The following is a 12,512-nucleotide window of genomic DNA, read 5'->3' as shown; positions in this document are numbered from 1 at the left end:
GGCTCTCACGCATTCAGGGTGAACAACATGTGCGGCGCAATCGCCAGAGCAATCGGCGCGCCGACGCGGTGCAGTTGGTTGTCGCTGCTGTCCACCAGCAGCGGTTGCGGGCCGCCGACATCCACCAGCAAGCGGCTTTGTGCGCCCTGGAAGAATTGCGCCACCAGGTGGCCGTGCAGGTGCCCTTCGTCTTCCATCACACGCAGGTGTTCGGGACGGCAGTACACCGTGCTCGGCAAATCGAGCGCGTGCCACGGCAGCTCGCCGCCGCAGACTTTCAAGCCGTGGGCGGTGCGATCCAGCACGGTAAAAGCATTGAGGTTGCCGACGAAGCCTGCGACGAACGCGTTGGCCGGCTGCTGGTAAATCTCCCGTGGGCTGGCCAGTTGCGCGACGCGCCCCTGCTCCATCACCAGGATGCGGTCGCCCAGGGCCATAGCTTCGCCTTGATCATGGGTGACGAAGACCGAGGTGATGCCAAGCCCGCTCAGCAGTTGATCCAACTCACTGCGCAAGCGCTCGCGCAATTGCGCATCCAAGGCCGCCAGCGGCTCATCCAGCAACAGCACTTTGGGGCGCGGTGCGAGGGCGCGGGCCAGGGCCACACGCTGACGCTGGCCGCCCGAGAGTTCATGGATGCTGCGCCGGCCGTGGTGCTGCAAGCCCACCAGCTCCAACAGTTCTTCGCAGCGTTTGTTGCGCTCAGGCGCTGACACGCCGCGAATCTTCAAGCCATAGACGATATTGCCGGCGACATCCAGGTTGGGAAACAGCGCGTAGTTCTGGAACACCATGCCCACATCACGCCGCTCAATGGGCAGGCGCGTGACGTCTTGATCGCCGAAAAATACCTGGCCGACATCCGGGCGCTCCAACCCGGCAATCAGGCGCAAGGTGGTGGTTTTGCCACAGCCAGACGGCCCGAGAATCGCCAGGGTTTCGCCGCCTTCGACGGTCAGGTTCAAGTCATGCACGGCCACGGTGCCGTCGGCGAATGCCTTGCGACAGCTTTGCAGGCGGATAGTGATAGCGGTCATCGACGCTCTCCACGGGACAAACGAGCACTGATGGCCTGCAATGCAATCAGCAGCGGCACGATCATCAGCAAAAAGATAAGGGTGTAGGCACTGGCGATTTCCAGGCGCGCCGAGGCGTAGCTGTCGGCCAAACCCACCGGCAGCGTTTTCGTCATCGGCGTGTGCAGCATCCAGGTCAGGTTGAACTCACCCAAGCTCAGGGTGACCACCATCAGCACGCCCGCCAGAATCCCCGCCCGGCAGTTGGGCACCACCACGCTGAAAAAGCGCTTGATCGGCCCCGCGCCGAGGCTGGCTGCAGCCTCTTCCAACACCGGCAGTTGCTGGCGTTGCATCACCGCCATCACCGGGCGCACCAGGAACGGCAAGGTGAACAGCACATGGCCGACAAGGATGAACAACCAGCTGCTGCGGAACGTGCCGAACTGGCCGTAGGTCAGCAGCAACGCCAACGCACTGGCCAACCCCGGCATCGCCACCGGGAGCACCATCAACTCCTCGAAGGCGCGGCTGAAGCGGTTGTTCATGCGCACCAGGGCGTAGGCCGCCGGCACGCCGACCACGCAGACGCACACCGCGCAGGCCAGGGCCAATTGCAGCGACAGCCACACCGTCGGCGAGTAGGCCTGCCACACCTGCACCAGCCAGTCGAAGGTCAGGCCGCTGGAGAGGCCGACGAAGAAATTACGCGTCAACCCGGCCAGCAACGACATCAGCACCGGCACCAACATGAACGCGCACACCAGCAAGGTGAACAGCAGTTGAATCACGAACAGCGATGAGCGCTTCACAGGACCGTCCCCGCGTTTTTCACCAGGCGCCGCGTCAGCAGCAACACGGCCCAGGTCACTGCACCGAGCACCACCGACAGCGCGGCGGCGACGGCAAAGTTGGCGTAGTTGGTGAACACGTTGTAGATCGCCACCGGGGTGACGTTAAGCCGCGTGCCCAAGGTAAAAGCCGTACCGAAGGCGCCCATGGAGGTGGCGAAGCAGATTGCTCCGCAGGACGCCAGCGCGGGCGCCAGGCCAGGCACGATCACGTCGCACACCACGCGCCAATGCCCGGCCCCCAACGAATGCGCGGCTTCTTCCAGGCTGCGGTCGAGGCTTTCGCACGCCGCCATCACCGTGAGGATCACCCGCGGAATCGAGAAGTACAGGTAGCCGACAAACAACCCCGCCAGCGAGTACGCGAAGATCCAGCGCTCACCGGCCAGTTGCAGGCCCAGGACGGCAAACAGGCCTTGGCGCCCGGCCAACAGAATCACCAGGAAGCCCACCACTACGCCAGGAAACGCCAGGGGAAAGGTGAGCAATGCCACCAACGCCGAACGCCCAAAGAACTGCTGACGCGCGAGAAACACGCCGCTGATGCCGCCGATCAGTAACGCTGTGAGCGTCACGACAACGGCCAGCACACAGGTCTGCGCCAGGCTGCCCAAATACTGCGCGCTGCTCAGCACCTGCCAGTAACCGCTGCCCTGGCTGTCGCGGCTCTCGGCGCCGAGCACTACCAAGTGCGCCAGCGGCAGCAGCCAGAACGCGAACAGCACCGCAAAGGCCGGGGCCAATGCCCAGGCGGCGTGTTTTGCCGATGCTGCCACTTACTTGACCTCGTTCAGGTAACGGGCGGCGAAGGCTTCCTGCACAGCGGCCATTTTTTCGTAGTCCACCACGCCGGCACGGGCGTAGTCGCTGTCGGGCAGGAACTGCGCGGCGACGTCGGCCGGCATTTTCATTGGGCGCACCGGGCGCAGGTAGGCCTTGGCCCAGAGGGCCTGGCCTTGCTCGGAAAGCACGAAATCGAGGACCTTTTCAGCGTTGGCGCGGTGCGGCGCATTGGCCACCGCGCTCATCACGTACGGCACGCTGATGCTGCCTTCTTTGGGGATCACGAACGCGACGTTGGCGTTGTCCTTGTAGCGCGCGCGGTAGGCGTTGAAGTCGTAGTCCACCAGGATCGGCAATTCACCGGACAGCACCCGCGCATAGGCGGTTTGCTTGGGCACGATGGGCGCGTTTTTCGCCAGCTTCTGGAAGTAGTCGATGGCCGGGGCAAAGTTATCCAGGTCGCCGCCCAGGGCACGGTTGATCGCCACGGCGCAGACGTAGCCGACGAACGCGCTGGACGGGTCGAGGTAACCGACCATGCCTTTGTATTCAGGCTTGAGCAGGTCGGCCCAGCTTTGCGGCACCGGCAAACCGCCCAGCGCATCGACGTTGACCATGATGCCCAAGGTGCCGGTGTGGATCGCGAACCAATGGCCGGTCGGGTCTTTCAAACCAGCGGGAATCTGCTCCCAGCCTTTGGGTTTGTAGGTGCCGACCACGTCGGCTTTTTGCGCCTGCAAGCCGAAGGTCACGCCGTAATACACCACGTCAGCCACCGGCGCGGCCTTCTCCGCCACCAACTGCGCCAGGGACTGCCCGGAGTTCTTGTTGTCCAGTGGCACTTGCACGCCTGTGTTGGCGGCGATGGCCTTGAGTTGGCTGCCCCAATCAGCCCAGTCGGGTGGGCAGTTGTAGCAAATCGCCGTTTCGGCCGCCTGGGCCAGGTGGGCCATGCCGCACAGCAGCACGGCTGCCAGGGTTTTACTGAACGCGCGCATCAAGTGTCTCCTCAAGGGGTTGAGTGCTTTCGCCGGGCCGGATATGGCACGGCAGGCAATGGGAAATCGGAGCGTTACCGGCAATTTGCGCCAGCAGTTGATCAATCACGGTGCTGGCCAGCAGCCCGATGGGCTGCACCACGCTGCACAGGGTCGGGTGCATCTGGGTGCCGAGGGCGATGCCGTCAAAGCCCATTACCGAGAGTTGCTCGGGCACATTCCAGGCGTTGCGGCGCAGCTCAGCGATCAAGCTGATCGCCAGGAAATCGTTGGAGCACACCAGCGCGGTGGGCGCGTGGGGGCCTTGGAGGAACGGCTCGATCACCTTGAACTCGGCCTGGGTGTGGGCCGGCATTTCGATCACCGGGCGGCTGTCCACACCGAACTCGCGCATCGCGTCGCAATAGCCGGCGTAACGCAGGCGGGCCCGGTCGGACTGCAACGCGGGGCCGGCGACCATGCTGATGCGCCGGTGCCCCGCTTCCAGCAAATAACGTGTGGCCAGGGCCATACCTGCACGGTTGTCGACCGACACGGCGCTGTAGTTGGGGTTGCTCGGTTGGTGATAAGCCAGCACGAACGGCGTTTGTTCGCTGGCGAGGCTGTTCAGCACGCTATTGCTTTCGGCATCGGTCACCGTCAGCACCAAACCGTCGACGCGCTGGCGCAGCAGTTCCTCCACCACGATGCTCTCGCGTTCGCTGCTGTAGTCGGTGGTCGCCAGCACCAGGCTGTAGCCGCGCAGCCGGGCGGCACGTTCCATGGCCTGGAACTGTTCGGCGAACACCGGGTTGAGCAGGTTGGGCACCACCACGCCAATCAGCTGGGTGGTTTGCAGGCGCAGTTGGCGGCCGAGCAGATTCGGTCGAAAGCCCAGCTCGCGGGCGGCGGCGAACACCTGCTCACGGGTGGCCGGGCGCACTTGGTCGGGGGAAGCAAAGGTGCGGGCGGCGGTGGCGCGGGATACGCCGGCCAGCTGCGCAACGTCTTTCAGGTCAGTCATTGTCACTCGCTTGAGATCGATCTCATTGGCGAGGACAGTAACGGCGGAATATGGCAGCAAAGTGGTGGACAGATGACGGTTTGATGTCGGCCGAATGTGCTGCCGCGCTAGCGCCCCGCAGATCATCTGCCTTTATACTGCGCACCCTGCCTATTATCATCGACTTTCGAATACACCTCATGTATTGTTTAAATCGCGCAGATCGTTAATCGTCCAAGCGTGCGGCGGTACCTTCACGCCGTTCTCTCGCAACGTTCTTGGAATCAAGTCTCCATTGGGGCGGAGTATTACCGACGATACAATAACGCCCGGATAATCATTGAGTCGTTTCTTGAAAACAGGTGTTGTCAGGTTAGGTGTAGGAGGGTTGCTCTTATTCGCGAGTGGTCCTGTTCCCTTGAGATCTGCCCCGTGGCACATGGCACACCGGTGTAAGAACAGGTTTTTCCCATTGGCACTGTCCGCGAAGGACAGGGGTGTATGGATTAGCGATAACATTCCCAGCGTGGCGATGAACACTGCTTTCATTTTTATAGGGTCTTGTTGTATGAGTCAGGTCTGAATCGAGGGCAGGCCCCAGCAGGTGTACGCAGGCTAGTGTATAGACGAGCCGTTGAATTCTAAAGCGGGTGCTGTGGCATCAAATGCGAGACAAACAAAACCCCTGGTTTCGGGAGACACCTCGGAGCTGATCTACACTTTTAACGTCGGCCTTCGCCCGCGCTGGCTCGGCTGGCTGCTGGACCCGTTGGCCAACCGCCTGTTCGAGCACGAAACCCGTCAACGCTTCGCCGCGATGGCGGCGTATTTGCGCAGCCATACGTTAAACAGTCACGAAGTTTCGCCAGAGTCACCGGCGACCGTGAATCGAATCCCGGCAAAATCCGCCCGCTAACCTTTCGATCTGATCCAAGTGCGGGCACAATGCGTGTCCTTTTTTGGCAGGCACCGCCGCAGGCTCTCAAAAATGATCAAAACGCCGTACTACCTCATCGATAAACAGAAACTTCTGGTCAACATGCAGAAGATTGCTTACGTGCGCGAACAGTCCGGCGCCAAGGCTCTGCTGGCGCTCAAGTGCTTCGCCACCTGGTCGGTCTTCGACCTGATGCAGCAATACATGGACGGCACCACCTCGTCGTCGCTGTATGAGTTGAAGCTCGGCCGCCAGAAGTTCGAAGGCGAAGCGCACGCCTACAGCGTGGCCTGGGCCGACGATGAAATCGAAGAGATGCTGGATAACTGCGACAAGATCATTTTCAACTCGATCAGCCAGCTGCAGCGTTTTGCCGAGCGCTCCGAGGGCAAGACCCGTGGCCTGCGTGTGAACCCACAGGTGAGCAGCTCCGACTACTTGCTGGCCGACCCGGCGCGCCCGTTCAGCCGTTTGGGCGAGTGGGACCCGGTGAAGATCGAAGGCGTGATCGAACAGATCTCCGGCTTCATGTTCCACAACAACTGCGAGAACGGCGACTTCAGCCTGTTCGACAAGATGCTGGGCACCATCGAAGAACGCTTCGGTGAGTTGCTCCACAAGGTCAAGTGGGTCAGCCTCGGCGGCGGCATTCACTTTACCGGTGAAGGCTACGCAATCGACGCGTTCTGCGCCCGTTTGAAGGCGTTCTCCGAGAAGTACGGCGTGCAGGTCTACCTGGAACCCGGCGAAGCGGCGATCACCAACAGTGCGTCCCTGGAAGTCACCGTGCTCGACACCCTCTACAACGGCAAAAACCTCGCCGTGGTCGACAGCTCCATCGAAGCCCACTTGCTGGACCTGCTGATCTACCGCCTCAACGCCAAGCTGGCACCGAGCGAGGGCGAACACACCTACATGGTGTGCGGTAAATCCTGCCTGGCCGGGGACATCTTCGGCGAGTATCAATTTGATCGTCCGCTGGCCATCGGCGATCGGCTGTCGTTCATCGACACCGCAGGCTACACCATGGTCAAGAAAAACTGGTTCAACGGCCTGAAAATGCCGTCCATCGTAGTGAAACAACTCGACGGTACAGTCGAGGTGGTTCGTGAATTTGGTTACGACGACTACCTGTCCAGCCTTTCGTAAGCTGGCGGATATAGGAGAAATAAAGCAATTGAAAAAGAACGTTCTTATCATTGGTGCAGGAGGTGTCGCCAAGGTGGTGGCCCACAAGTGCGCGCAGCACAACGACGAACTCGGTCGTATTGCTATCGCGTCGCGCAACATCTCCAAATGCCAGGCCATCATCGACAGCGTCAAGGCCAAGGGTAGCCTCAAGGTTCCCGCCGACATCCAAGCCTTCGCGCTGAACGCCCTGGACGTGGAAGCGACCAAGGCCCTGATCCGCGAGACCGACTCGCAGATCGTCATCAACGTAGGTTCCGCCTTCCTCAACATGTCGGTGCTGCGCGCCTGCATCGATACCGGCGTTGCGTACCTCGACACCGCCATCCACGAAGAGCCGGGCAAAGTCTGCGAGACCCCGCCGTGGTACGGCAACTACGAGTGGAACCACCTGCAAGAGTGCAAACAGAAGAACATCACCGCCATCCTTGGCGTGGGCTTCGACCCGGGTGTCGTCAACGCGTATGCCGCGCTGGCGCAGCAACAGCATTTCGACCGCATTGATTCGATCGACATTCTCGACGTCAATGCCGGCTCCCACGGCAAATACTTCGCCACCAACTTCGACCCGGAAATCAACTTCCGCGAATTCACCGGGCAGGTGTGGAGCTGGCAGAACAGCCAGTGGACCAGTAACACCATGTTCGAAGTCAAACGTACCGACGACCTGCCGGTAGTCGGTTCGCAAAACCTGTACCTGACCGGCCACGATGAAGTGCACTCGCTGTCGAAAAACCTCGACGTGCCCAACGTGCGTTTCTGGATGAGCTTCGGCGAACACTACATCAACGTGTTCACCGTGCTGAAAAACCTCGGCCTGCTCTCCGAAAAGCCGGTCACCACCGCCGAAGGCCTGGAAGTGGTGCCGTTGAAAGTGGTCAAGGCCGTGCTGCCCGACCCGTCTTCGCTCGCCCCAGGCTACACCGGCAAGACCTGCATCGGCGACCTGGTCAAAGGCACCAAAGATGGCCAGCCACGTGAGATGTTCATCTACAACGTGGCTGATCACGAAGAAGCCTTTGCCGAAACCGACAGCCAGGGCATCTCCTACACCGCAGGCGTACCACCGGTGGCCGCAGCGCTGCTGGTTGCGCGTGGCGAGTGGGATGTGAAACACATGGCCAACGTCGAGGAACTGCCAGCGGAGCCGTTCCTCAAAGCGCTGGACGTGATGGGGCTGCCGACTCGGATTAAAGACGAGAACGGTGACCGTGCTTGGGATGCGATTGCCTAAAAGGCCGTGGCTGACTGAACAAAAAAATGCGCCCTCAGGGGCGCATTTTTTGTTTGGGCACAGAGAGATTCGTCAGCACACTGAGGATCTAAATGTCGAATCGTCGCACCGCAGCTCCCACATTTGGATCTCTTGCGTCACTGCTGCTCAACCGCCCGGCTTGAAGCGACGTCCTGCGGCGGCAGTAACCAATGCCGCGTGGTGGTCCACCCCAGAAAGACTCTCGCGCCGTCCTCAGTTGGCGCGTGTTGAGGCACCTGCCCAGTTGGGTGTTCGCGCTGCTCATTGCACTCTGCGCCATCGGCGCACTGCAAGACCGCATCCGCCGCGTACGGCCGGCGTACGCCGCGCTGCTGTGCGTCGGGGTACTCTTGCTGTTATTGGCGGGCTGGGTACAGTGGTTTGCGCCTGGCTCATAGCTCGCAGGCGTCACCCTCGCCATCAAAAAAATAGATGTTTTCGTGCTTGTAACCCCAGCGGCCTGCGCGCTCACGGATATGCGGCTCGAAGGTAAAACACGCTACTTCCTCAAGACGCCGGTGGTTGCCCGCTTCTATGTAAAGCCGCTGATCACGCTGCGTGCAGATGCTGTGACCAACGTTCCCGGCGAAATCCAGGTTCTCAAAACCGGTGATCTCGATCAAATCATTGGCGAACTCATAAAGTTCATTGAAGGTGGTTTCAGGCCGAACAAACCGCCGCATGCGCTCATGCAATGCGTGCTCGGCTGCATGGCCTCGGCTGAATTCAACGCCGGTCGGCACCGCTCGGCAGACGCCCTCCTCCATGTAAAACGAACGCGCGCAATCGCCCCAATGGCTGTCAGACCTTGGGCTTAGGTCCACGGTGATCAGGTTGTGTGTTCCCACCGGCTCCTCAGCAGGCTGATAGTCGCGGCCGGACACGGAAAGCAGGCTGCGCGAACCGAGTAACACAAAGGCCGGGCAGTCGTAGTACCAGGTGTCTGGGTAGCCGGCTTCGTTGAGTAACTGCGTGGCTCGTCGGGCGATGGAGGTTTCTGTCGAGTCGGGCGTGATGCAAGCGATGAGCTGCTGCAACACCCACTTTGCTGCGGTTTGGACGACATCATTAGACGGTTTGGGCATCGCGGCTTCTTCCTTGAGTCGGTGCAGCTTACGCGATTGCAGAGTGCTCGACGCAGGGTGCTCTCGGACATTTCCCACAGTGGTTTCAGGTTGTCGCTCGGAAGTGCGCTGACTAACCTCTTCGACGTCGCTGCCGATTCAGCGACCGGATTTGACCGTCCGACTCCAAAAGAGCAAATGCGCTAACACCGATCTTGGGCGTTTTTTTACGCCTGATGTATCGTGTCGCGGCAGCTGTGCGCGGGATACCTTCGGGTATGCCGGTGTTGCTCTTTTGGCCGGTCGGTCAACCCGCGTATAGCTGCCACCCTATTTCGTTTGACCGCGAATTGTGGCAGTTCCATTTATAAAGGAGCTTGACCATGATTAAAGACAGCCCAAATCCCCCAGGCCAGCAAGACTTCGACACCAGCACCCTGCACGAAGTGGCCTACCGCGCGATCAGCCACTACCTCAACCCCGGCAAACCCATTCCCGAACCCAGCGAAGGTATCTTCACCGTGCGCGCCGACCTGGGCACCGAAACCTTGCTGGTCAATGCTTCCCAGGACCTGGCGTCCGTCTGCGAAATCGCCAACCATATGGCCTTTGAAATCGAGGGTTCGCAACGTAATGTCGCGCTGGGCATTTGCAGGATGCTGGAAAGCGTGCAGTAGCTGGTAGACGGCACCGTGGCCTGAGATGGACGAGATAAAGCGCCTGAGCTATCTTCTGGCGCTCTATCGAAAGCCCGAAACAGGAAGTTACCGCTTGAGCACGTCACCCCTACTGCGAGGCCGCACCTTCGCCCTCCTCGCCGGCATCGCCTTTATTGCCGTCGACCAGTTGGTAAAGCTACTGGCCCTGGTTTCACTGCAAGCCAGCAGTTTTAAAATCGGCCCCAACCCAATCAACCTGGCGCTGGAACTGAGCCTTAACCCCGGCGCATTCCTCAGCCTGGGCGCGGCGTTGCCGCCGCAGGTCAAACAGCTGATTTTTATCGTCGGCGTGGCCATCGTGGTCGCGTGGGCTACGTGGTGGTCGCTTTCCAATTGGAACCAGCCGCTGCGTAAGGTCTTGCCGCTTTATGCGATTGCCTTGGGCGGTATTGCCAACTTGATCGACCGCGTATTTCGGGACGGTCATGTGGTTGACTACATGGTGCTGAACGTCGGGCCAACGCATACCGGCGTGTTCAATATTGCCGATATTGCGATTACTGCCGGCGCATTGTTCCTGATGCTCGATCTGTTCGTGAAGCCGCGCAAAGCTTAGGTATCCATGGGGATCTACGGCCCCCGCCGTCAATCCCCAGCCCCTCAAAACACCGACCACCCAATCCGCTCACTCAACAACTCCAACGCCTTCATCCCCGCCAGCGAGTTCCCCGCCGCATTCAGCTCCGGCGACCACACGCACACCGTAAACTGCCCCGGCACCACCGCAACAATCCCGCCGCCGACCCCGCTCTTGCCCGGCAAGCCCACGCGATAAGCAAAGTTGCCCGCCTCGTCATACAGCCCGCTGGTGGCCATGATCGAGTTGACTTGCTTGGTCTGGCGCGCGGTCAGGATCTGTTCGCCGCTGTGGGCGCTTACGCCCTCGTTGGCGAGGAAGCTGAAGGCGCGGGCCAAGTCCAGGCAGCTCATCTGCAGCGCGCAGTAGTTGAAGTAGCTGTGCAGTACCGCATCCACGTCATTATGAAAGTTGCCGAAGGACTTCATCAGGTACGCCATGGCCGCGTTGCGCGCACCGTGTTGGGCTTCGGAGTCGGCGACGACGCTGTTGACCAGAATGTGCGGGTTACCAGACAGGCGCCGTACGAAGTCGCGCATCGACAGGATCGGCACGGCGAAGCGCGATTGGTTGATGTCGCAAATCACCAGCGCGCCAGCATTGATGAAGGGGTTGCGCGGGCGGCCGCGCTCGAACTCCAGCTGCACCATGGAGTTGAACGGTTGCCCCGACGGCTCGTGGCCCAGGCGTTCCCAGATGGTTTCGCCACCGTGGTCGATGGCCTGCACCAGGCTGAACACCTTGGAAATGCTCTGCACCGAAAACAGGGTATCGGCATCACCGGCGCAATAGGCCGAGCCATCGTTGCCGTACACGGCGATGCCGAGTTGGTTGGCGGGCACGTCGGCCAGCGCGGGGATGTAGTCGGCGACTTTGCCCTGGCCGATCAGTGGACGAACTTCGTCGAGGATCGACTCGAGCAGCGCCTGCATGTCTTGTCCGGTCATGTTTCTTTGAATCAGTGATAGCGGGGCGCGGAGGATACTTCAATGCGCCCGAAAGCCCCAGACTATCTCCACCACCCGCTCGGCAATCACCAGGTAAACCAGGATCAGCAACAGTTGCAGCACCAGGTGATACCGCAGCTTGGCCAGCCGGCGAATGCCGTCGCTGATGTTCAACACCATCAACACGGCGGACAAAATAATCAGGCCCCAGCCCGCCACGCTGGAGGCGAACACGCCGATAAACAGTTCACGTTGCCCGAGCAAGGTATTGGTCCCCGCCGCAAACAGCAGCGCGCACACCAGCAGGTTTTTTACGTTGTCGAAAATCTGCGTGCTCAGGTCGTTTTCCAGCAAAGCTAAATAGCGTTTCCATAAGGTGTGCATGGGTCAGTTCCAGGTAGGGATCGCTCGCCAATCAAAGTAGTCCAATCGCCCGTACACTGCACTACTGCGCTGACTCCATGAGGATTTTTGCATGAAATTGATGATTGGCTTGGCCGCCCTGCTGTTGGTATCGGCCTGCTCCACCCACTCGCCCACCGCTGCACCGGCACAGGACGCCGCCGCGTCCACCTGCCTGGCGGGCGGTGGCACGATGAGGCAGGTCGGCAAGTTGCAGAGCTGGAAGTGCATCACGCCATACAAGGACGCGGGCAAGGCCTGCACTGATTCGAGCCAGTGTGAGGGTGAGTGCCAGACCAGCGTGACCACGCAATCGGGTAACGGCCCTGTAGCGGGCACGTGCCAGGTGGACAACAGTCACTTCGGCTGCTCGGCAACGGTGGAGAAAGGCAAGCTGGGCCGGGCGATTTGCGTGGACTGATGGGCGCCACCTAACCCATGTGGGAGCGGGCTTGCCTGCGATGAGGCCGTGAAGTCCTGTAGCGGGCACGTGCCAGGTGGACAACAGTCACTTCGGCTGCTCGGCAACGGTGGAGAAAGGCAAGCTGGGCCGGGCGATTTGCGTGGACTGATGGCGCCACCTAACCATGTGGGAGCGGCTTGCTGCGATGTGAAGTGCGCCCCAAAAGTTGGACAGCTAATGGTTAGGCTACCGCGGACCGGGTTCTGTAAGCCACAGGGCTCAGTCCGCCAAGCTTCGTTTTGATTCGCTTATGGTTGTAGTAATGGATGTACTTATCCAGCCCGGCCTGCGCGTCTGAGCAACTGTGATGGTTTCGAGCTTGTTGCTCGC

Annotated in this window: 14 protein-coding genes and 2 pseudogenes; 6 read left to right on the top strand and 10 right to left on the bottom strand. The window is 60.5% G+C overall.

Going from position 1 to position 12,512, the window contains the following annotated elements; genetic code table 11:
* Positions 1 to 5 precede the first annotated feature (5 nt).
* The 6 genes from GJU48_RS10725 to GJU48_RS10700 all read right to left on the bottom strand — a co-directional run bounded on the left by GJU48_RS10725 (position 6) and on the right by GJU48_RS10700 (position 5,179).
* Entirely contained in the window at positions 6 to 1,037 is a 1,032-nt protein-coding gene (locus tag GJU48_RS10725) for an ABC transporter ATP-binding protein (protein WP_094952702.1), read from the bottom strand.
* Positions 1,034 to 1,828 (bottom strand): ABC transporter permease, encoded by a 795-nt coding sequence (locus GJU48_RS10720; protein WP_094952701.1) that lies wholly within the window; start codon positions 1,826 to 1,828, stop codon positions 1,034 to 1,036. Before GJU48_RS10720 ends, GJU48_RS10725 begins: the two co-directional genes overlap by 4 nt.
* Positions 1,825 to 2,643 (bottom strand): ABC transporter permease, encoded by an 819-nt coding sequence (locus GJU48_RS10715; RefSeq protein WP_094952700.1) that lies wholly within the window; start codon positions 2,641 to 2,643, stop codon positions 1,825 to 1,827. Before GJU48_RS10715 ends, GJU48_RS10720 begins: the two co-directional genes overlap by 4 nt.
* Entirely contained in the window at positions 2,644 to 3,648 is a 1,005-nt protein-coding gene (locus tag GJU48_RS10710; protein WP_094952699.1) for an ABC transporter substrate-binding protein, read from the bottom strand.
* Positions 3,632 to 4,651 (bottom strand): LacI family DNA-binding transcriptional regulator, encoded by a 1,020-nt coding sequence (locus GJU48_RS10705; protein ID WP_094952698.1) that lies wholly within the window; start codon positions 4,649 to 4,651, stop codon positions 3,632 to 3,634. The genes GJU48_RS10710 and GJU48_RS10705 overlap by 17 nt, the downstream gene beginning before the upstream one ends.
* A gap of 177 nt (positions 4,652 to 4,828) precedes the next feature.
* A complete protein-coding gene (locus tag GJU48_RS10700) occupies positions 4,829 to 5,179 on the bottom strand; it encodes a c-type cytochrome (protein ID WP_155295984.1) in 351 nt (116 codons plus the stop codon).
* 139 nt (positions 5,180 to 5,318) lie between these two features.
* Here GJU48_RS10700 and GJU48_RS10695 point away from each other — a divergent pair.
* The 3 genes and pseudogenes from GJU48_RS10695 to GJU48_RS10685 form a co-directional block, all read left to right on the top strand.
* Positions 5,319 to 5,546, top strand: a pseudogene (locus GJU48_RS10695) (hypothetical protein); the annotation flags it as partial.
* 72 nt (positions 5,547 to 5,618) lie between these two features.
* Positions 5,619 to 6,716 (top strand): carboxynorspermidine decarboxylase, encoded by a 1,098-nt coding sequence (locus GJU48_RS10690; protein WP_094952696.1) that lies wholly within the window; start codon positions 5,619 to 5,621, stop codon positions 6,714 to 6,716.
* A gap of 28 nt (positions 6,717 to 6,744) precedes the next feature.
* Positions 6,745 to 7,989, top strand: a complete 1,245-nt coding sequence (locus tag GJU48_RS10685) for a saccharopine dehydrogenase family protein (protein ID WP_094952695.1) — start codon at positions 6,745 to 6,747, stop codon at positions 7,987 to 7,989.
* Between the two features lie 413 nt (positions 7,990 to 8,402).
* On the opposite strand, the gene GJU48_RS10680 is transcribed toward GJU48_RS10685, so the two are convergent.
* Entirely contained in the window at positions 8,403 to 9,095 is a 693-nt protein-coding gene (locus GJU48_RS10680) for a M24 family metallopeptidase (RefSeq protein WP_094952691.1), read from the bottom strand.
* 362 nt (positions 9,096 to 9,457) lie between these two features.
* On the opposite strand from GJU48_RS10680, the gene GJU48_RS10675 reads away from it, so the two are divergent.
* Together GJU48_RS10675 and GJU48_RS10670 are read left to right on the top strand one after the other, a co-directional pair.
* Positions 9,458 to 9,751 carry a DUF6124 family protein gene (locus GJU48_RS10675; protein ID WP_094952690.1) on the top strand — a complete coding sequence of 98 codons (294 nt, stop codon included), beginning with the start codon at positions 9,458 to 9,460 and terminating at the stop codon, positions 9,749 to 9,751.
* Between the two features lie 94 nt (positions 9,752 to 9,845).
* Positions 9,846 to 10,349 (top strand): signal peptidase II, encoded by a 504-nt coding sequence (locus tag GJU48_RS10670; protein WP_094952689.1) that lies wholly within the window; start codon positions 9,846 to 9,848, stop codon positions 10,347 to 10,349.
* A gap of 44 nt (positions 10,350 to 10,393) precedes the next feature.
* Here the strand turns inward: GJU48_RS10670 and glsB are convergent, their stop codons facing one another.
* Complete coding sequence (glsB, locus tag GJU48_RS10665) at positions 10,394 to 11,302, bottom strand: glutaminase B (protein WP_094952688.1); 909 nt, start codon at positions 11,300 to 11,302, stop codon at positions 10,394 to 10,396.
* A 54-nt stretch (positions 11,303 to 11,356) separates the two neighbouring features.
* Positions 11,357 to 11,701 (bottom strand): hypothetical protein, encoded by a 345-nt coding sequence (locus GJU48_RS10660; protein WP_094952687.1) that lies wholly within the window; start codon positions 11,699 to 11,701, stop codon positions 11,357 to 11,359.
* 91 nt (positions 11,702 to 11,792) lie between these two features.
* Here GJU48_RS10660 and GJU48_RS10655 point away from each other — a divergent pair, with 91 nt between their 5' ends.
* On the top strand, positions 11,793 to 12,140 hold the full coding sequence (locus tag GJU48_RS10655) for a hypothetical protein (protein WP_094952686.1): 348 nt from the start codon (positions 11,793 to 11,795) through the stop codon (positions 12,138 to 12,140).
* A gap of 223 nt (positions 12,141 to 12,363) precedes the next feature.
* Here the strand turns inward: GJU48_RS10655 and GJU48_RS10650 are convergent.
* A pseudogene (locus GJU48_RS10650) lies at positions 12,364 to 12,477 on the bottom strand (IS3 family transposase); the annotation flags it as partial.
* Between the last annotated feature and the right edge of the window lie 35 nt (positions 12,478 to 12,512).

Source organism: Pseudomonas sp. IB20 (assembly GCF_009707325.1).
Classification (GTDB): Bacteria; Pseudomonadota; Gammaproteobacteria; order Pseudomonadales; family Pseudomonadaceae; genus Aquipseudomonas.
This window is presented reverse-complemented; position numbering and strand designations above follow the sequence as displayed.